This is a genomic window from Actinoalloteichus caeruleus (genome assembly GCF_049311605.1).
Lineage (GTDB): Bacteria > Actinomycetota > Actinomycetes > Mycobacteriales > Pseudonocardiaceae > Actinoalloteichus_B > Actinoalloteichus_B caeruleus.
In genome coordinates, this window is the sequence record NZ_CP186005.1 from 1,876,831 (window position 1) to 1,896,651 (window position 19,821).

Genomic DNA, 19,821 nt, shown 5'->3' on the forward strand with positions numbered 1-19,821 from the left:
GCGGAGCGGTCATGATGGGCGGACCCTGGGTGGCGCTGGGGGTCGGGCCGGCGGCGACACGCCGCCGGCCCGTCCCTGGCGGACTCGGAGGATGCGCGAGAACCGTTCGATGGCGTCCACCACCCGGGCACTCCGTCCGCGAAGGATTGGGTCCGCACCCTGACGACGGCCAACACGCCGCGCCCCTGCCGGTGCGGCCCAGGCCCTCCCACCTCGGCGGACGGTCAGAACCGCCACCGGGTCTGGCTGGAACCACCCTTGTCGAACGCCAGGATCTTGGCCGGCCGGATCCGGTAGACCACGGCCACGTTCCCACCACCACCGGTGCCGTGGAAACGGCCGTCGCGGACCTCGAACCGCCAGGCCTCCCCGTACTTGTCCAGGTAGGAATCGGCGATCTCCCGGAGGACGGACTCCTCCGAGATCTGCTCGGCCGTCCCCTCCACGACGACGTCGAGACCCTCGTTGAGCAGGTTCGAGCCGGTGGTCAGCGCGCACAGCGGGCTACGCTGGATGTTGCGGGCCTTCTGCTCGTCCTCACCGGTGCAGAAGTAGGCCGCGCCGTCCAGCCACACCGCGAGCAGGGTGCTCACGTGCGGACGGCCGTCGCCGCGCACGCTGGACAACCAGTAGGTCTCCGCGCCCCGCAGCGCCTTCTCCATCCGCAACCAGCTGGTCGGCAGTGCGTCCGGAGCGCTGAACCTCGGGTCCAGCTCCGCGACTGGCTCGTCGATCGCCATCGTTGTTCCCCTCTCGTGGTTGAGGCTTCCGCTTGGGTTGACTCCCGTGGCCGGGCGAACTGGTCGCTCCGCCCTGGGTGCGAAGCGTGCGGCCGGCCACGCGGGGTCCCTGCCGTCCGGCTCGGGATGAGCCTTGCTGGCGACGGGAGGGGATGCGCGGCAGGACACGGTCACCCAGGCCGGCCGGATGCCGCCAGCCCCACGGATGGGGGACATGGAGGGTCAGGCAGGGAAGCCGGGTCGTCCCACCGCCGCGCTGGGGCTGCCGGCCGCCGTCCACGGTGTCCTGTTGGCATCGACGTCCGGGCCTGGCGATCGTGTCGCGGGACCGTGTGCGACGGCGGATCGAGGCTGCCGAACGGTCGCAGTGTGATCCAGCACGGTGCCACACTGAGCGGGTGGCGGCCGACGCACCGACGATCCTGGCGACCTCGATGGGGTTCAACCGTGCCCGGGACCCGTGGCGGCCCGGCCCGGTGTTCTCCTACGCCTTCGACCTGGCCGGCGGGCCGCCCCGCCCGCGGTTGTGCTTCGTATCGACCGGCACGGGTGATCGGCAGGCCAGCATCGACGCCTTCTACGCGGCGTTCGCCGACACCGAGGTGCGCACCTCCCACCTAGCGCTGTTCGAGCAACCCAATGTGCCGGACGTAGCCGCTCACCTGCACGAGCAGGACGTCGTCTGGGTGGACAGGGGGAGCGTGGTCAACCTGCTGGCGGTGTGGCACGCCCACGACCTGCCGGCAATCCTGGCCGACTGTTGGCAGGCGGGGGTTGTGCTGGCCGGTGAGTCGGCCGGGTCGCTGTGCTGGCACACGTGGACGGTCACCGATTCCTACGGCGGCGTTCGCGGCAGCGGCGAGGGACTGGGTTTGCTGCCTCATGCCAACGCGGTGCACTACGGCGAAGGCGAGCGGCGGGCGGCTTTCCACCACCTGCTCGCCACCGAAGGCGCCGCGGGCGGTCTGGTCGGCTACGCCACCGACACCGGTGCCGGACTGCATTACGAGCACGACCGGTTGGTGGCCGCGATCGCCGACCGGCCGAACGCGGGCGTCTACCGTGTCACCCGGTCCTCGGACGGCGAGGTGCGGGAGGAACCGCTCGACGCGCTCCGGCTGAAACGGGGCAAGGGCGCATAACCGGCTGGCCGATGGTCAGCCGGACAGCCGGTGGGCGAGGTCGGCTATCTCCCCGCGCACGTCCGCACGAACCTCCCACTGGCGCAGCACGCGCGATGTGCGCCGGACCTCGGTCAAGGCGGAGTGCGAGCCGACCTGGTCGTGGGCGTCCAGCGTTTCCCAGGCCAGTCGGACGGCGTCGGCGGGTTGGCCGGCGTTGGCATACGCGTGAGCCAGCTTCGCGCGGCTGATCATGGCCGTGCGGGGCGAGGAGCGGGCCAGTCCATCCAACCGGGGTTGTAGCGCGTCGATCACGTCGGTACCGAGACCGAGGTAGATGTCGCAGGTGGTTTGGTAGACCGCGTACAGGTCGTCGCCGACGACGCTGCGCTGCCCCAAGCGGACTTCGTCGTCCCGGCTGGGCTGGGCGAGCAGGCGCATCGCTTCGTCCAGCACCCGCGCACTGGCGTCGGCCTGGCCAGCCAGGGCGTAGCTGATCACCTTCAGCCCTGTGGCCCGGCGTTGCGATCCTCACCGGCCCGGAGGGCTGGCGCAACCCTTGATGGCCTGTCGGTCCGCCGGGGTCAGACCGTTGCGATCCTCACCGGCCCCGGAGGGCCGGTGCAACGACCGGCAGCACCGGACTCAGCGTCGGAATGGACCTGTTGCGATCCTCACCGGCCCCGGAGGGCCGGTGCAACTCGCGATGTCAGGCGGTGCCGTAGAGATCGACATTTGGTTGCGATCCTCACCGGCCCCGGTGGGCCGGTGCAACATGCAGCCCCAATTTGGATGCAGCCCCGGAGGTTACGTTGCGATCCTCACCGGCCCCGGAGGGCCGGTGCAACCGCCCACCACGGCAAGGTTTGGGCAATCCAGACCTGGTTGCGATCCTCACCGGCCCCGGAGGGCCGGTGCAACCGCCCCAGATGCCGTCGACGCGGGCGGCCAGGGCCCATCGTTGCGATCCTCACCGGCCCCGGAGGGCCGGTGCAACCGGGCGGGGAACGGCTTACCGTCGTTGAGCTCCTCCTGTTGCGATCCTCACCGGCCCCGGAGGGCCGGTGCAACCAGCAACAGAGAGGAGGGCACGTGGCCCCCACGCAGCCGTTGCGATCCTCACCGGCCCCGGAGGGCCGGTGCAACCTCAGTAACCCGAGCCGGACCATTCGCCGCTGGGTGGTTGCGATCCTCACCGGCCCCGGAGGGCCGGTGCAACCCCGACCTGACACCCGACCTGACCCGACCTGACAGGTTGCGATCCTCACCGGCCCCGGAGGGCCGGTGCAACTGGTGATGGCCGACTGCTCCCGATCCCACAGGACCGCGTTGCGATCCTCACCGGCCCCGGAGGGCCGGTGCAACGCCGGGCGACCATCACAGAAGGAGTCCCCGAATGGTTGCGATCCTCACCGGCCCCGGAGGGCCGGTGCAACCCCAGCCGACGCGCACCTATGCCACCACCAAGGACGTTGCGATCCTCACCGGCCCCGGAGGGCCGGTGCAACTCCGGCAGTCCTTCGCCGCGACTGAGGCGCGACCCGTTGCGATCCTCACCGGCCCCGGAGGGCCGGTGCAACTCCAGGTGCACGATCGGGTCGCCGGCCAGCGGGTCGTTGCGATCCTCACCGGCCCCGGAGGGCCGGTGCAACGCTGCGCGAGCAGCGGTTTTCCAGGTTACGCGCTCCACGAAGCGCGCAGGAACCAGGCAAAACAGTCGACACGCCCGGGAATTGGTTGGGAGAGGTCAGGCGTGTCGCGTGACGCTTCCGATTCCCAAGCAGGATCATGACCCTCCGACCGAACCCGAATGTCCGTTCTCGGGCTGTCCTCACGGCACTGGCGCCTCACGGTACCGGCCACCCCACGGCATCCGGAACCGCGCTTCCGTCGGCGATCCGCGGCTTCGACCTCCCCCGTGCCAGCTACCGCGCATCCCCTCCCGCCTTCGGTCGACGCGCACCCCGCGTCCGTGGCACGCGCTCCTCTCTCGCGGCTCGTCCGCTCCACGCCACGCCTGCGGCGTGTCCGCTGACGGTCTGGCGACAGCCGGTCCCCACGTCCGGGGAGGGCGAGGGACCGTACGTCCGAAAAGGACCCTTCGGAGTGCGCACTGGACGGCGGCTCCGGCCAGCCTGAGGGCGGTTGTGCCGCCACCGTGCCCGTCGGCCGTGCTGAATAGGATGAGCTAGATCATCATTTCGAGTCCCGACCACACGTTGGGGTGAACTGGGGATTGGGACAGTGAACCAGAAATTCCAGGTGGATCTTCGCGGAGTCGTCGATCTGCTCAGCCACCACCTGTACTCCAGCCCACGCGTCTACCTGCGGGAACTGTTGCAGAACGCCGTGGACGCCGTGACGGCCCGCCGCGTCGGAAATCCCGACGCCCCCGCCGCCATCGGGATCGAACTCACCGACCGCGCTCTCACCATCAGTGACACCGGGGTGGGCCTGACCGAGTCGCAGGTCCACGAACTCCTCGCCACCATCGGTCGCAGCTCCAAGCGGGACGAACTCGGTTTCGCCCGCCACGAGTTCCTCGGCCAGTTCGGCATCGGGCTGCTCTCCGCGTTCCTCGTGGCCGATGAGGTCCGCGTCGTGACCCGTTCGGTGAGCGGTGGTCCGGCGGTGGAGTGGCTCGGCCGGTCCGACGGGACGTACGCCATCGGCCCGGCGGAGCGGGACGAACCGGGCACCACCGTCTCCCTCCGCGCCCGACGCGGCGCGGAGCAGTGGTTCGAACCGGAGACGGTGCGGGACCTCTGCCGGCTCTACGGTTCCCTGCTGCCCTTCCGGGTCACTGTCGCCGGCGAGGCCGTCAGTGGGGACGGGCCGCCGTGGCGGTCCGACGACCGGACCCCGGGGGAACGGGACGCGGACCTGCTCGGCTACGCCCAGGACACCTTCGGTTTCACCCCGTTCGACGTCATCGACCTCGCGGTTCCGGAGGCGGGGCTGACCGGTGTCGCCTACGTGCTGCCCTTCCCCGCGAACCCGGCCGAACGCGCCGGGCACCGGGTCTACCTGAAGCGGATGCTGCTCACCGAGAGCGGCGACGGGCTGTTGCCCGACTGGGCGTTCTTCGCCCGTTGCGTCGTCGACGCGGAGGGCCTGCGGCCCACCGCGAGCCGGGAGGCCCTGTACGACGACGGCCTGCTGGAGGCGACCCGCGAGGCGCTGGGGGCCCGGCTGCGTGGCTGGATGACGGGGCTGGCCAGGACCCAACCGGCGCGGCTGGCCAGGTTCCTGGAGATCCACCACCTGGGGGTGAAGGCGCTCGCGCTGCACGACGACGAGATGCTGCGCCTCGTCGAGCGGTGGATGCCGATGGAGACCAACGTCGGCCGGATGACGCTGGCCGACTTCCGCGCGCGCCACGGCACGGTGCGGTACACGACGACGGCGGAGGACTTCCGCCAGTTGGCCGCCGTCGCGGCCGCCCAGGGCCTCGCCGTGGTCAACGGCGGCTACACCTACGACTCCGAGATCATCGACCGTCTCCCGGTCGTGGACGGGGACGCGGTGGTCGTGCGGCTCGACCCCACGGATCTGGTCACCCGCTTCGAACCGGTCGACCCGGCGGAGGAACTGGCCGCGCGGCCGTTCGTCACCGCCGCGCAGGGGGTGCTCGACGGGCTGGGCTGTGAACTCGTGCTGCGCTCCTTCGACCCGGTCAACCTGCCGGTGCTGTACCTGGTCGACCGGTCGGCGGCCTTCCAGTCCGAGTTGCGTTCCACCCGGCAGCAGGTGGACGAACTGTGGGCCGGGGTGCTGTCGGCCTTCGAGAAACCAAGGGAGGACCGCCCGCGCCTGGTGTTGAACCACCGCAACGACCTGGTGCGGCGGGTCTGCGCCTCGCGGGATCCCGAGGCGGTGCGGTTGGCCGTCGAGTCGCTGTACGGGCAGGCCCTCCTGCTCGGCTACCACCCGATCCGGCCGGCGGACGCCGCCCTTCTGAACCGCTCGTTTCTCGGCCTGCTGGAGCGGGCCATTCCTTCGGAGGACCAGCAGTGAGCCACAGCGAGCAGGAGGTCGAGGAGATGCTGCGGGCGGCTTGGCGGCTGCCCTACGGTGCCTCCCAGGTGGCCGCCGCCGAGGAGGTGGTCCGGCGGTCGGACGCGGTGGGGCGTCCGGGGTTGCGGTACGCGTCCCGCATCCTGGCGGTGGCGGCGTACCAGTACGGCGGCGAACCGGCGAAGATGGTCGTGCCGTTCTCCTGGTGCCTGGCCGCCTACGACCGGGGTGAGTCGGATTCGCGGTTCGACCACCAGTTGTTCTGGTACTTCAAGGGCGTGATCGGGGCGTTGACCTCCTTCCCCGAGGTGTCGCTCGACCGGACCAGGGCGGTGTTGGCCGACATGGAGCGGCGCTACCGGCTCGCCGGTCACGGCGTGGGTCCGGTGCACCAGCGCCGCGCGAGGGTGCACCGGCACCTCGGTGACCTCGACGCCGCCGAGGAGGAGTACCGGTTGTGGTGCGCCAGCCCCCGGAGCGCGATGTCCGACTGCGCGGGCTGCGAACCGAGCGAGAAGGTGTACCACCTCGAGGACACCGGCCGGTACGAGGAGGCGGTGGCGTTGGCCGCGCCGGTCCTCGATGGTGAGCTGGCGTGCACCGAGCAGCCGCACGGCATCCTGACCGCGCTGCTCCGGCCCTACCTGCGGGTGGGGGCGCTCGACGACGCCGCCGACGCGCACCGCCGCGCCTACCGGGCCGTGCAGCACGACAGGAGCGAACTGGCCCTGGTGGCCGAGCACATCCGGTTCTGCGCGTTGAGCGGCAACGAGGTGCGCGGGCTGGAACTCGTGGAACGGCACCTCGGGTGGCTTGACGAGCCGCCGTCCCCGATGACCGAGATGGAGTTCGCCGCCGCGGCCTCCCGCACCCTTGACCTGATCGTGGCCCGGGGGCACGGCGACGACCCCGTGCGTCGTCCCGGTTTCCGGGAGCGGGAGGCGACGACGGTGCCGGTGGCGCGGCTGCGGGACGAGCTGGCCGATCGGGCGCTGGCGGTGGCGGCGCGGTTCGACGAACGCAACGGCACCTCCCACCAGAGCGAGTCCGTGCGCGGCCAGCTCGTCGAGGAACCGCTGGTCGACCACCTGCCGTTGTCCGGTCTGGTGCGGCGGGGCCGGTCCGGGCAGGCGCCGGCGACCGCGCCGACCGCGCCGGGTGAGCCGCCGACGGCCGAGGTACTGCCGGAGCGTCCGGAGGCGCTGGCCGAGCTCGCCGAGCGGGAGATGTGGTTCGAGAACGACGGGCGGGCGGCGTCCGCGTGGGAGCGGTTCGACGAGCTGTGCCCGCACCCGGAACCCGCGTTGCTGGCCCGGCGTCTGGTGGCGCACGGGTTCCGCCTCGCCGACGGTGACGTCGAACTGGCCCAGGAGACCTGGCGGCGGGCGATGACCCTGTTCGCGCGGGTGGGGGACCTGGTGCGGGAGAACGAGACGCGGACCCGGTTGGGCGTGCTTCTCTGCCAGGGTGGGCGGTCCGAGGAGGGGCTCGCCGAGATCAACCGGGGCCTGTTGGCGCTCGACGGTGACGGCCACCGGGGCGAGGCGCTGCGGGCCCGGTGCCGGCTGGCGGCGGCCTACCACCTCAGCGACCGGACCGACGATGCCGTGGAGTTGTTGGCGGAGGCGGTCGAGCGGGCGGAACGGTTCGGTGACCGCGTGGTGTTGGCCGGGGTGGTCGCGCAGCACGCGCGGTTCGCCAGCCAGGCCGGGCTGGACGCGCGCACCCGGCTGCTGCCGTTGTGGGAACGGGCGTTGGAGGAGTTGGAGGCGTTCCCGCCCTCCACGCTGTTGCGCCGCGTGCAGTTCGGGTTGGCCTCGCTGCGGGCGAACCTGGGGGAGTTGCCCGGCGCGTACGGCCTGTTCGCCGAGGCGGCCCGCACCGACGAGTCCGCGCTCCGGTTCGCCGCCCTGCACCGCAGGGCGCAGGTGGCGTTGAACCTGGGCCGGTCGCTGGAGGCCCAGGAGCAGTTGACCGACCTCGTCGTGGACCTGGAGGAGGACGGGCAGGCGGAGCGGGCGGCCTACGTGCGGCTCGACCTGGCCGACGCCTGCCTTCGCATCGAACTGCCCGACGAGGCGGCGGAGGCCACCGAGGAGGCGCTGCCGGCGCTGGAGCGGCTCGGTGACGTCGACGAGCTGTACCGGGGGCGGTTCCTGCTCGCGCAGTCCTACCGGGCGTTGGGGCATGTCGAGCAGGCGCTCGCCCTCTTCGACGAGCTCGTGGAGTACTGCGAGCGGGAGGAGAACCCGGCCGGGGTGGCGCAGATGCACGGCCACGTCGCCGACGTGTTGGACGAGCAGGACCGCGACGCCGAGGCGGCGGAGCGTTACCTGCGGGCCGCCGAGGCCTGTCGGCGGGCCGAGCGGCGGGTGGAGGAGTTGGAGAACCGGCGGAAGGCCGCGTTGTCCTGGCACTGGGCGGGGGAGGGTGAGCGGGCGTGGGAGGTGCTGTCCGGTGCGGACGAGCTGGCCGCGGAGCTGCCCGCCGGTGATCCCGCCGTGGGCTGGCAGCGGGCGCGCCTGTCCTACGACGCCGCCCGGATCCTCGCCGCCCTGGGACGGCTGGACGACGGATTGCCCAGGGCGTCGGCGGCCGCGGCGGGTTTTCGGGCCTTGGACGGGCGGGTGGAGGCGGCGATCGCCGACGTGCTGCGGGGGCGGATGTTGATCGACCTGGACCGGCGGGACGAGGCCGAAGTGGTGTTGACCCACGCGTTGGACGAGCTTCCGGAGGGCGCCGACAACTACCGGGAGCGGGTGGCGGAGCTGTTGGGGGAGTTGCGGGGTTGACGTCCACGCCGTCGGTGCGGGGGCTCCGGGTGTCGCGGTCCCGGAGCCCCCGGCGTCAGCGTCGGGTCAGGGCCTGGCGGACGTAGGCGGTGACGGCGATCTTGGCCTGTTCCAGGATGGCGGGGTCGCCGTCCGGGTTCTCCTGGAAGGCCAGTCGCAGCAGGTGGTCGCCGATCTCGACGCCGACGCGGCAGGCGAGCGCGACGAGTTCGGGTCGGTGGGCGGCCTCGGGTTGTTCGGCCAGGACGGTCCGGAGCCGTTCGGCGACCCGGCTGCTGTTGTCGCGGTCCTTGGCGGCGAGCCGGCCGTCGAGGTGGCCGCCCAGCCAGAGCACCCGGTACCCGGGTTCGGTGCGGTAGAGGCTGGCGTAGCCGTCGACCAGTTCGGACACCACCTGGTCGAGGCCCACCGTGTGGTGTTCGACGGCCGAGGAGATGTCGTCGGTGATGTCGAGGAACCGGTCGAGGTAGCCCGCGACGAGGGCGTCGACGATGCTGTCCCGGTCGCGGAAGAGGTGGTAGAGGGAGCTCACCGGTATTCCGGCGACGGCGGCCACCCTGCTGGTGGTGACGGCCGCGTAGCCCTCACCGACCAGCAGTTCCTCCGCCGCGGCGAGGATGCGGCGTGCTCGTTCCTGGGTGCGCGCCTGCGCTGGTCGACGTCGGTAGCCGGGGATCGCTGTGCTCACGTGCTGCCCTCGCCTTTCCGTCCTGCCGGTCCGGGGTCGGGCCCGGGTTCCGCGGATCGCCTCCTCCTGGCCGGCTCGCCCCGGTGATGATCCGGTCCATGATCGCGTTCGCCACTCCCGGCGCGGCGCCGGCCACCCACCGCAGCCCCCTGGTGCGCCAGTCCGGGATGATGACCGGATGTCCTCGTTGGGTGCCGGCGAGGATGGCTTCGGCGACCCGGCTCGCGCTCAGGGGGCGGATCGTTCCGGAGAGGGCGCGCAGCTCGGGGGGTTTGAGCGGGGTTTCCTGGGCGAGCATCGGGGTGTCGACGTCGGGTGGGTAGACGGCGCTGACGCGGACGCCGGCCGGGCGGAGCTCCTGGCGCAGCACCTCGGTGAGCCCCCGCACGGCGAACTTGCTGGGCGAGTACGCGCCGTAGCCGAACACCCCGAGGATCCCCGCGACGGACACGACGCAGGTCAGGGTGCCGTGCCCGGCGGCGGTCATGGCGGGTACCACGGCGCGCACGGAGTGGAGGGTGCCGAAGTAGTTGACCTCCATGATGGAGCGGAACGTGTCGTCGGACAGGCGGTGGAAGTAGCCGGGTTCGGTGATCCCGGCGCAGGTGAACAGGGAGTGGCACGGGCCGTGTTGCTCGGCGAGGCCGGCGAGCGTGTCGCGGGTGGCGCCGAGGTCGGTGACGTCCAGGGCGCGGGTCACCAGGCGCGGGGTGGTGGTGGCGCGGCGGGTGAGCCGGTCGAGGTGTTCGTCGTCCAGGGCGACGGCGCTGACCCGGGCGCCGAGGTGGAGGAGCCGGTCCACCAGGGCCAGTCCGATCCCGCTCGACCCCCCGGTCACCACGGCGTGGCGTCCCGCCCAGAAACCGGGGGAGGGGTGCCGGCGCGGCGGCCAGTGGCGCGCCGTGGTCGCGGGCACCGGATGGGGGTGGCGGGATGGTTTCTCCGGTGTCACCGGCATGGCACGGACCTCCGGGAGGGACTTGACCGCGTGCTGATCTTGGGAGTATAACTCGAATTCAATTCGAGTTCCGCTTTCTTCTCGGGGTTGGTGATGACCACCAGGAAACGGCCGTCGGGTTCCGGTGGTCCCGCGTCGACATCGGACCGGTATCTCGTCATCGGCGCCGGACCCGCCGGTCTGGCGCTCGCCGCCGCGTTCCGGCGTCGGTCCATTTCCTTCGACCTCGTCGACCGACATCACGCGATCGGCGGATTGTGGGATCGGGAGAATCCGGGGACGCCGCTCTACGATTCCGCGCATTTCATCAGCTCCCGCACGATGTCCGCCTTCGCGGGATTCCCGATGCCGGCGCGCTACCCGGACTACCCGGGCCACCGCCTGATCCTGGACTACCTGCGGGAGTTCGCGGCGCACCACGACGTCCACGAGCACTTCACCGGTGGGCGGGCGGTGACCTCCGCCCGGCCGGAGCCGTCGGGCGGCTGGGCGGTGACCTTCTCCGACGGGCGCTCCCACCGGTACGCGGGCCTGGCGGTCGCCACCGGGCGGCAGTGGACGCCCCGGAGGCCCGAGTGGCCCGGTGCCTTCGACGGTGAGCTGATCCACGCCAGGGACTACGACGGGCCCGGACGGCTGCGGGGGCGTCGGGTGCTGGTCGTCGGGGGCGGGAACTCGGGGGTGGACATCGCCTGCGACGCGGCGACGGCGGCGGTCGAGACCCGGTTGAGCCTGCGGCGCGGCTACCACGTCATCCCGAAGTACGTGCTGGGCCGGCCGGCCGACGTCTTCGCCGCCCAGAGCCCGCCGCTGCCGGCGTGGCTGCGGCAGGCGGTGATGCGGCGCCTGCTCCGGCTGCTCGCCGGCAGGCCAGAGGACTACGGCCTCCCCGCGCCCGACCACCGCATCTTCGAGAGCCACCCCATCCTCAACGACCGCATCCTGCACCACCTCGGCCACGGCGACGTCACGGCGGTTCCCGACGTGGTCGCCCTGGAGGGGCCCGAGATCCGCTTCACCGACGACAGCACCTGGCGTCCCGACCTGGTCATCCAGGCCACCGGCTACCGGGTGGACTTCCCGTTCCTGCCGCCGGGGCTCGTGGGGGCTGGGGCCGGGACACCCGACCTCTACCTCCACGTGCTGGACCGGCGGCGCCCCGACCTGTTCTTCCTCGGTCTCTTCGAGACGGACGCCGGCGCGTTCCCGTTGTTGAGCCGGCAGGCGGACCTGGTGGCCAGCGCGGTGCTGACCCACCGGGTCGGTGGACCGGCCGCCCGGCTGCTCGCGGTCCGCAAGCAGCTGCGGCCCAACCTCAGCGGCGGTGTCCGCCACCTCGACAGCCCCCGGCACCGCGCCTACGCCGACCAGCGGGTCTACCGGCGGGAGCTGGAGCGCGCCCACCGGGAGCTGGAGGCGTTGCGGGCTGGTGGTGATCCGTCCCGGTGGCGTGACCACTGACCACCACGCGAACGGGCTCGACCGGGTGCCGCACCCGGGAACCCGTCTCCGACCGGCGGGGCGGCCCGCGGGTCGGCGCAGACCCTGTTGCGGGAGGTGAGACGGTCCGGTTCGACCGCGCGCGGTGGTCGGACCGGGCCACCCCCTCCCGGTCCGGAGCCCCGGCCGGCGCGCACCACCTCGTGGCCGCGAACCGAGGGGCGACGAGCACCGGAGGCCGAGCCGGGTCTCGGCCCGCCGGAGCACGACGACCGCCGGCGTGAGACGCGTCGAAAAGATCACCACGAAAATTTCGGATCTCGGCCCGCTGGTTATTCCCGGGGTTCGGCCGCGTCCTCCCGCGGAATTCGTCGAGGGGAACGAGGAAAAGGAGCGGCCCACACTGCGGCGCCTCGCCAGAGTGGACCGGTGTTCCGATGATCGGCGGCGGGAGAACGCGGGGGCCCGCCGTTCGGCGGAAGCGCGGACGCTAATCTACCGCCTCACCGCGTTCGCCGTCCGGGAGAACGGGTGCCGTTCCCGGTTCCCCGAATTCCGCCACCGGCGCGCGAACCGGTTCCGGGACTGGCGGGGCAACCACGGGGGATTCCATGCGGATTCGGGTGGACGTCGACACCAAGGCGGAGACCATGCACTGGGCGGACGTCTTCGGCCCGGCGCGCGCTGTCGCCTACACGTTGTTGCGCAGCCAGAACGGGGAACTCGCGCGCAGCCTGCACGACGAGGGGTGGCGCGGCGATCCGATGCGCCCCTTCGGGCTCACCTGCCCCCAGTTCCGGGGCGCCCCTCGGCGGCGTGGCGTCTACACCACCTCGGACCGGGGTGCGGTCTGGTTCGGCTCTCCCATGCCCGAGATCGCGGGTCCGATGGCCGCCGCGCTCCACCGGCACGACAGCCTGCGCTGGGGCAGGACGGTGCTGCGGGTCCGGGAGGTGCGCGTGGAGACCGCCGAACCGACGGCCGGGGGCGAGGTGGAGCTGACCACGGCCACCCCGGTCCTCGTGAAGTACGACAACCAGTTCATCGAGCCCACCCACCCGGCGTTCCTCGGCCGGCTGGCGCACAACCTGCGGCACAAGGCCGACGTGCTGGGCCTGCCCGCGCCGCAGGACCTGGTCCTCGTCGATTCCGGTCCGCGCCGGCGGTTCCTGGTGCAGGGCGCGCCCAGGATCGGGGCCGTCATCCGGGTCCGGCTCAGCGCGGACCCACGTTTCGTCGAGGCGATCCGGTCCTGGGGGTTGGGCCTGGGCAACAACCAGGGGTTCGGCTGGATCCGCTGAGGGACCCCCGGGGACGTCCGCCACCGGGGCGGTCCATGTCGTCGCCGTCGGTGATCCGACCCGAGGTGACCGGCGACCCCCGGCCGTCGCGGCGCGCCCACCCTCGTCCGGTCGGGCCCGCGGGGGGTGCCGGAGCGCCGTTCCGCCACCTCCGTCACGGCGGTGTGGCCGCCCCGCCCGGTCGTCCACCGTTCCCCGGGGGCGACGGCCGCCGACGGCACTCGCGCCCGCGCACCGCCGCGTCGGGGTGCGTGCCCGGCCGAGCACCGGAGCCGGTGGCCTCCCCTCGGCCGCCCTCGGGCTCGCCCCGGAACGACCGGGTGCCGCACCCTCCGTGCCGGGCAGGGGGCAGCCGAGGCGGGCCGAGTCCCCCGAGCGCAGGGGCAATGATCGTCGGGGTAGGCGGCGTGGCGACCGCCCCTGGCGGGGACGCTCCGGGGCGGGGTGGGACACGCCTCCCCCGCCCGCGTCGTGTTCGGCGCCGCCGGAGTGGGGTCGGGCGTCGGGGTGGGGCCCGGCTCCGCCTCCCGAACGCCCCCAGTGGGGGTGCGCGGTGGCTGCCCACCGGGTTCTCGCTTCACCCGTCGTCCTCCGGCCGAACCTCGTCGACGGCCCGACCAGGTCAGCCGCCGAGTGCCCCGCCAGCTCCTGGCGTGGATGGACGTCGCCGAGCGGTGCCGTTCCCCGGGGCCAGCACCGGAAGTGGCCGCCGCTCCAGTCAGCCGAGTGCCCGGTCGATCCTGAAGCGCACGTCGGCCACCAACGCCGCCTCCTGCGGCACCAGGTAGGAGTGGCCTCCGTCGAAGACCCGCATCTCGAACCTGGACGAGGTCGCCGTGGCCCACTCCCGCACGTCCTCGACGCGGACGACGGGGTCGGCAGCACCGGTGTAGGCCACGATCGGCGCCTCCACCGTCCGGCCCACCGGGGCCCGGTAGGTCTCCACCAGCCGGTAGTCACCCCGGATCGACGGCAGCACCACCGCCCGCAGGTCGGGGTCGGCGAACAGGGCGCGGTCCAACTGGCTCAGCCGGGACACGTCCGCCAGCAGGGTCTCGTCGTCGGCGTACGCCAGCCCCCGTGGTCGAGTCCGGCCGGGGCCGGCCCGCCCCGACACCAGCAGCAGGGGAACCCGCACGTCGTGCTCGTCCTCCAGCCGCGCCGCGACCTCGTGGGCGACCGCGGCGCCCATGCTGTGCCCGAACAGGACGAGCGGTAGGTCGGTGAGCGGGAGGAGCTCCGCCACGACGAGGGACACCAGGTCGTCCATCCGGTCCACCACCGGCTCACCGATCCGGTCCTGCCGTCCCGGAGGCTGGACGGCGAGCACGTCCAGGTCCAGCGGAAGCAGTCCCGGCCAGGAGCGGAACTGGTTGGCGTTGCCCCCGGCGGAATGGAAGCACACCAGGCGGGCCCTCGGGTTGACGGCGGTGCGGTGGAAACGCCGGAACCACGGCGACTCGGTCCCGGTGGTCGAGGTTGTCACGGTGGGCATGCCTTCCTGGACGGCGGTCAACGGCGGGAGCCCCGAACGGCGAACTCGCCGACCGTCACCGGTCGGGCACCCGGGGTGATCCTCCCGGCCACAGTGAACCCAACCGGCACGTCTCCCGTCCAGCCCGGACCCGCGCCCACCCTCGGGGACCGCCGACCAGCCCCCGCCGCGCCGCGCTCCACGGCCCGCCCGCCGCACCGCCGTCCCCCGCTGGCGAGGCGGTGCCCGTGGTTCACCCTGCCCGGAACGAGCCCCTCCCCGGGGCGACCGGGCACCGCGAGACCAGGAAATCCAGGCAGTTCCTCCTGGTGTCCGCCCCGAACGCCACCGTCCAGCCGCTGGGCACCTCGGCGAACGCCGGCCGCACCGAGTACTGCCCCGTCTCGTTCCCCAACACCAGGAACCGGTGGTGCGTCGCCTCCGCGCCCGTGGTCCCCTTCGTCCCCTTCGTCATCGAACCCCCTCCGTCGAGTGCGTGGACCGCACGAGTGAACCCTGCCGCCCTGCACGTTCGCTGCATGGCGGGCGAAACCGGCCGGCACCCCCGCCGGCCGCGCATCCCGATGGAACCCCCTCGGCGCCGGGGCCGGACCCGGTGGGCGGGACCACGACCGGCCCACCGGCCCGCCGCCAGGACTGGGCTCCCGACCCGTGTCCCCGGTGGTTCAGGCGCTCCGCACCGACAGCTTCGGGCGAGGCCGTGTGCCGCCGGCCAACCCTCGGCCCGAACCCGCCCACCTGCCGGGGTACTCCAGGTCCTCCGCGCCGCGGGTGAGCACCGTCCGCTGCAACCGCTGGAGCCGGGGCCCCGGCTCCAGCCCCAGCGTGTCCTGGAGCGAGCGGTGGATCGCCCGGTAGACCTCCAGCGCCTCGCCCGGCCGGCCCGAGCGGTGCAGCGCCACCATGAGGTACTCGTGCAGGCTCTCCCGCATCGGATGGTCCGAGGTGGCCGCGTAGAGCTCGCCGACCAGGTCGGCGTGCCGGTCGAGCCGCAGGTCGAGTTCGACGCGCCGCTCGTAGGCGGCGATCCGGGCCTCGTCCAGCCGGCGGGCCTCGTTCTCCAGGTCGCCGCCGGCCGACCGGACGTCGGCCAGCGCCGGCCCCCGCCAGAGCCCCAGGGCGTCGGTGATCAGCTGCGACGCCTCGCACAGCCGGCCCTGGTTGGCGCGGGTCCTGGCGGTCGCCAGCAGGGTGTCGAACGCCCGCGCGTCCAGGCCAGCTCCGCCGAGGCGCAGCAGGTAACCGGGAGGCTGGGTGACCAGCATCGACCGGTCGGGTGTGGTGGTCTCCCCGCCCAACAGCCGCCGCAGCTTCGACACGTAGACGTGCAGGGCGGTCCGCGCCGTCCTCGGCGGCTGCCTCCGCCACATCTGGGCGATGAGCCGTTCCACCGACACCACCCGGTCGGCGTTCGTCAACAGGTGTGCCAACAGGACACGCGGTTTCGACGCTCCAGGTGTCCGAACGTCACTTGCGTCGTCCTCGACCTCGAGTGATCCCAGGATTCCGAACCTCAATCCCGCCTCCGTGGGACAGGCCCGCGGCACCGGTCCAGCGCGGGCGGCGGCCCAGTCTCGCCCGGCGCGCTAAGAAAGCCCTAACACCGGGCTCAAGGGCGGCGGACACCGGGCCCGGGGTGGGAGGCGGGGGCGAGGGCGGTCGTCCGGCCACTGCCGCGCGAGTTCTGACGGTACAGGATTCGTCCACTCCCGGGACACGTCCGATCCGGTGGTCGTACCCCCGTGGGCCGGCCGCGTGGAGCGGTTGTCCCGACGGGACTGGGGACCCGCGCCGGGCGGGGTCGATCCGTCGGCGGTCCGGAGTGGACGGGCCGATCGTGCCACCCGGCGGAAACCGCGTGGTGGCGGGGGTCCCCTCAGCGCGGCATCAGGGAGTCGAGGGTGGACCGCACCTCGTGGGCCTTGGTCGGCATGTGGAGTGCCTGGTACAGGCTCGACGCCGCCCGCAGCAGCGGAACGGCCCTGGCCGACCTGCCCAACGCCAGCTCGGCCAGCGCCATCCGGTGGCGCACGTAGGCCTCGCCCCGCTGGTCCCCGAACTGGCGGAAGGTGGTGAGCAGGTCCTGGGCGATCGCCAGGGACTCGAGGTGATCGCCGCGTTCGGCGCGGATCACCACCTGGGCCACCCGCACGTAGGCGCGGCCGACCGGTTGGCCCAACACGTCGAGCAGCGACACCGCGCGGTCGCACAGGTGGTCCGCGCGGTCGAGCTCCCCGAGGCCGATCAGGGCGTTGGCCAGCGTGTTCAGCACCATCGCCTCCAGATCGGGCTCGTCGTGGCCCTCCACGAGCGTGAGCGCGTGGTCCAGGAGGTGGACGGCGGCCCGGTCGTCGCCCCGCTTCAACCGGACGTTGCCCCACTGCCGCAGGGATCGGACCAGGGCGTGCCGGTCCCGCGTGGTCTCCGCCACCCGCAGCGCGCGCTTCGCCAGTCGTTCCGCCACGTCGAACTCCTGGTGGTGGGTGCGGCAGAAGCTGGCGAGCACCAGGGTGTGCGCGAGGGCGTCGTGGTCACCGGCGTCCGCCAGCAGCCAGGCGCTCTCGTCGAGCAGCATCGAGGCGGAGTCGAGCCGCCCGGCCATCACCTCCGACTGGGCCAGGCCGAAGTGGGCCCTGGCCAGGAGCCGGCGGTCATCGGCCAGTCCGGAGGCGACGGCGCGGTACAGCCGACGCGTCTCGTCGGTGCGGTGCCGGAACGCCAGGAACGGCGCGAGGCGCTCCACCGCGTCCAACGACGAGGCCGCCCACCCCAGCTCACACCCCTGCACGAGGGTCGGGACCAGTGTCGGGGCCTCCTCGGTCAACCAGGACATGGCGTCCTCCGCCAACCCCGGCGGCACGGGGACGGGCGGTGGCGATGCGGGAGGCGACCCGCACGGTGTCGGCCAACCCCCCGGTGTCGGCAGCCGCCGGTGGGCGGCGCCGATGAGGGCGTGGGCCGTGTCGAACAACCGCCGGACAGCGGCCCGCGCCTCGCTCGTCGACTCGCCGACCAGGCCGTCGGCCTCGGCGCCGCGCTCCGCCGCGAAGGACCGGACCAGGTCGTGCACCCGGTAGCGCTCGTACGGGCCGTCGGCGGGCTCCACCAGGTGGGCGAGGAGCAGGTGGTCGATGGCCTCGTCGGGGTTCCTGGTGCCGGCCAGCGCGGCCAGCGCCCAGCAGGCCAGCTCCCGGGCGGGGGTGAGCGGGAAACGCCGGAACAGGGCACGTTCGGCCTCACCCAGTCCCGAGTAGGACAGCGTGAAGCTGGCGCGCACGCTGAGGTGCCCGGCGTCGAAACCGTCGAGCACGCGCCTCTCGTCGCGCATCCTCCCGACGAGGGAGGCCAACGACCAGTGACGACGGGTCTCCAACCGGGACAGCATGATCCGGATGCCCAGCGGCAGGCCCCCGCACAGTTCCACCAGGCGGGCGGCCGCCTCCGGCTCGTCCTCGACGCGCTGGGCACCGAGCAGCCGGGCGAGGAACCGCAGTGACTCCTCGGGGGTGAAGGGTTCGAGCACGGTCGAGAGGTCGCTGGGCAGCGCGGGGAGCCGTCGTCGGCCGGTGACCAGGACGGCGCTGCCGGCGGTCCCGGGCAACAACGGGGTGATCTGGTCGACGTCGGCGGCGTCGTCGAGGACGACCAGCACGCGACGCCCGGCGAGCCGGCTGCGGTAGGCGGCCGCCCGGTGCTCGAGCCCGGTGGGCACGCACGCGTCGGTCACCCCGAGGTTGCGCAACAGCGCGGCCAACGCGTCCTCCGGGGTGACGGGGTGTTCGGACCCGCCACCGAGGTTCAGGTACAGCTGGCCGTCGGGGAACCGGGGGACGAGGTGGTGCGCGGCGTGGACGGCCAACGCGGTCTTGCCGGTCCCCGGCCCGCCCGTGACCACCAGGACGGGGACGGAGCGCGTGGATGCGGCGTGCGCCAGGATCTGGGCCAGCACCTCGTCCCGACCGACGAAGTCCGGCAGGTCACGGGGCAACTGCCTGGGCGGGGTCCACGGGTCGGTCTCGCACGGGTCCGGACCGGTCTCGTCCGATCCCGGATCGGCCGTCGTCCCCTCCGCGTCGCCACCGGGCGGGGGAGGAGTGCGGGGCATGTCGTCGCGCAGGATGCTGCCGTGCAGTTCGCGCAGCTCCCGGCCGGGTTCGATCCCCAGCGCGTTCACCAGCGTCTCCCGGGCCTCCTGGAAGACGGCGAGCGCGGAGGCGGTCTCGCCGGCGAGGACCAGCGCGCGCATCAACAGCGCGCGGACGCGTTCGCTGAGCGGTTCGTCCTCGACGAGTTGCCGCAGCTCGGGTACCAGCTCGGCGGGACGTCGCAGCGACAGCTCGGCCTCCAGGCAGTCCTCGTGGACCGACTGCCGCAGCTCGTGGAGCCGCCTCGGCTCGGACCAGGAACGGGGGGAGGAGGCCAGCTGCGGGAAGGGTTCCCCGCGCCACAGGTCCAGTGCCCGGCGGAGCTGCCGCGCCGCCCGCGCGGGTTCTCCCCGTCGGGCCGCGTCGCGTCCGGCCGACACGAGGCCTTCGAACTCCAGGAGGTCGCATTCCGAGGGGTGGAGGACGAGCCGGTAGCCCTGGGGGGTGAGCAGGAGCCGGTCCGCGCCGGACTCGGTCGCCCGGTTCAGCAGGGCCCGCACGGTGGAGACGTAGTTGTGCACGCTGGCCGCGTTGGTGCGGGGTGGGCGTTCGCCCCACAGCACGTCCACCAGGAGGTCCCGGCGTGCCGGCTGGCCGCGGCGGGCGGTCAGGAACGCGAGGACCGTCGCCGCCCTGCCGCGCGGCACGACGATCTGCTGGCCGTCGTCACCGAACAGGGACAGCGGCCCCAGCACGTCCAGTCGCAGGATTCCCCCAAAAGGTCGAGCCTGTCTCCCCCGGACGCACCCGGTCCGGATTGGCGAAGCGCGCGCCGGATTCCTCGATTCTAAGACATTCATCAGGAGTGCCAGGGCTTTTTGGACCAATGCTGATCCGGTAACCGTCCGCCGCCCGGGAAGGACGGCTCGGTGCCACGGCCGGTGCGTATTCGCGGTCCCGCGCCGGGGCGGATGGTCATCCCGGACGGGTGGAACTCCTGAGCGCTGCGGTGGCCGTGCCGGGAAATCCTCCGGATTTCGCTGGCTCCCCGAGCGGTGGCCGAGGCGGACGTCCGGCGATGGCGACGTCGGATTTCGGGGGTCGGTGTGGAGAACCCGGGGTCGTCCACCTTCCCCGGGCGCCGGCTCCGTGCCGCCTGCTGCCCGGTCGCGCGTCCAGCGCTC

13 protein-coding genes and 1 CRISPR repeat array are annotated in these 19,821 nt (G+C 72.9%); of the genes, 5 read left to right on the forward strand and 8 right to left on the reverse strand.

Annotated elements, in window-relative coordinates; genetic code table 11:
- Positions 1 to 224: 224 nt before the first annotated feature.
- A complete protein-coding gene (locus ACOJVX_RS08445) occupies positions 225 to 740 on the reverse strand; it encodes a pyridoxamine 5'-phosphate oxidase family protein (RefSeq protein WP_026420728.1) in 516 nt (171 codons plus the stop codon).
- Positions 741 to 1,138: 398 nt separating this feature from the next.
- Between ACOJVX_RS08445 and ACOJVX_RS08450 the strand changes: the two genes are divergently transcribed.
- Positions 1,139 to 1,882 carry a peptidase E gene (locus tag ACOJVX_RS08450; protein WP_026420729.1) on the forward strand — a complete coding sequence of 248 codons (744 nt, stop codon included), beginning with the start codon at positions 1,139 to 1,141 and terminating at the stop codon, positions 1,880 to 1,882.
- Positions 1,883 to 1,897: 15 nt separating this feature from the next.
- On the opposite strand, the gene ACOJVX_RS08455 is transcribed toward ACOJVX_RS08450, so the two are convergent.
- Positions 1,898 to 2,362: a hypothetical protein gene (locus ACOJVX_RS08455; RefSeq protein WP_418152675.1), complete on the reverse strand. Its 465-nt coding sequence runs from the start codon at positions 2,360 to 2,362 to the stop codon at positions 1,898 to 1,900.
- A 90-nt stretch (positions 2,363 to 2,452) separates the two neighbouring features.
- Positions 2,453 to 3,513: direct repeats of the CRISPR family, unit length 37 nt; unit sequence GTTGCGATCCTCACCGGCCCCGGAGGGCCGGTGCAAC.
- Between the two features lie 592 nt (positions 3,514 to 4,105).
- Here ACOJVX_RS08455 and ACOJVX_RS08460 point away from each other — a divergent pair.
- A complete protein-coding gene (locus tag ACOJVX_RS08460; RefSeq protein WP_422647389.1) occupies positions 4,106 to 5,878 on the forward strand; it encodes an HSP90 family protein in 1,773 nt (590 codons plus the stop codon).
- Positions 5,875 to 8,670 carry a hypothetical protein gene (locus ACOJVX_RS08465; protein ID WP_418152678.1) on the forward strand — a complete coding sequence of 932 codons (2,796 nt, stop codon included), beginning with the start codon at positions 5,875 to 5,877 and terminating at the stop codon, positions 8,668 to 8,670. The genes ACOJVX_RS08460 and ACOJVX_RS08465 overlap by 4 nt, the downstream gene beginning before the upstream one ends.
- 55 nt (positions 8,671 to 8,725) lie before the next feature.
- Here the strand turns inward: ACOJVX_RS08465 and ACOJVX_RS08470 are convergent, their stop codons facing one another.
- Together ACOJVX_RS08470 and ACOJVX_RS08475 are read right to left on the reverse strand one after the other, a co-directional pair.
- Complete coding sequence (locus ACOJVX_RS08470) at positions 8,726 to 9,358, reverse strand: TetR/AcrR family transcriptional regulator (protein WP_051713498.1); 633 nt, start codon at positions 9,356 to 9,358, stop codon at positions 8,726 to 8,728.
- Positions 9,255 to 10,274 (reverse strand): SDR family oxidoreductase, encoded by a 1,020-nt coding sequence (locus ACOJVX_RS08475; RefSeq protein WP_418152682.1) that lies wholly within the window; start codon positions 10,272 to 10,274, stop codon positions 9,255 to 9,257. The genes ACOJVX_RS08470 and ACOJVX_RS08475 overlap by 104 nt, the downstream gene beginning before the upstream one ends.
- Before the next feature lie 135 nt (positions 10,275 to 10,409).
- Here ACOJVX_RS08475 and ACOJVX_RS08480 point away from each other — a divergent pair, with 135 nt between their 5' ends.
- Together ACOJVX_RS08480 and cas6 are read left to right on the forward strand one after the other, a co-directional pair.
- Entirely contained in the window at positions 10,410 to 11,777 is a 1,368-nt protein-coding gene (locus ACOJVX_RS08480) for a flavin-containing monooxygenase (RefSeq protein ID WP_422647390.1), read from the forward strand.
- Between the two features lie 590 nt (positions 11,778 to 12,367).
- Positions 12,368 to 13,057 (forward strand): CRISPR-associated endoribonuclease Cas6, encoded by a 690-nt coding sequence (gene cas6, locus ACOJVX_RS08485; protein WP_026420733.1) that lies wholly within the window; start codon positions 12,368 to 12,370, stop codon positions 13,055 to 13,057.
- Between the two features lie 718 nt (positions 13,058 to 13,775).
- On the opposite strand, the gene ACOJVX_RS08490 is transcribed toward cas6, so the two are convergent.
- From ACOJVX_RS08490 to ACOJVX_RS08505, 4 genes are all read right to left on the reverse strand, one after another.
- Positions 13,776 to 14,552, reverse strand: a complete 777-nt coding sequence (locus ACOJVX_RS08490; RefSeq protein WP_418152685.1) for a thioesterase II family protein — start codon at positions 14,550 to 14,552, stop codon at positions 13,776 to 13,778.
- Between the two features lie 232 nt (positions 14,553 to 14,784).
- On the reverse strand, positions 14,785 to 15,006 hold the full coding sequence (locus ACOJVX_RS08495; protein ID WP_051713501.1) for an MbtH family protein: 222 nt from the start codon (positions 15,004 to 15,006) through the stop codon (positions 14,785 to 14,787).
- A 211-nt stretch (positions 15,007 to 15,217) separates the two neighbouring features.
- Positions 15,218 to 16,099: an AfsR/SARP family transcriptional regulator gene (locus ACOJVX_RS08500; RefSeq protein ID WP_422647391.1), complete on the reverse strand. Its 882-nt coding sequence runs from the start codon at positions 16,097 to 16,099 to the stop codon at positions 15,218 to 15,220.
- 329 nt (positions 16,100 to 16,428) lie between these two features.
- Complete coding sequence (locus tag ACOJVX_RS08505) at positions 16,429 to 19,392, reverse strand: AfsR/SARP family transcriptional regulator (protein ID WP_422647392.1); 2,964 nt, start codon at positions 19,390 to 19,392, stop codon at positions 16,429 to 16,431.
- Between the last annotated feature and the right edge of the window lie 429 nt (positions 19,393 to 19,821).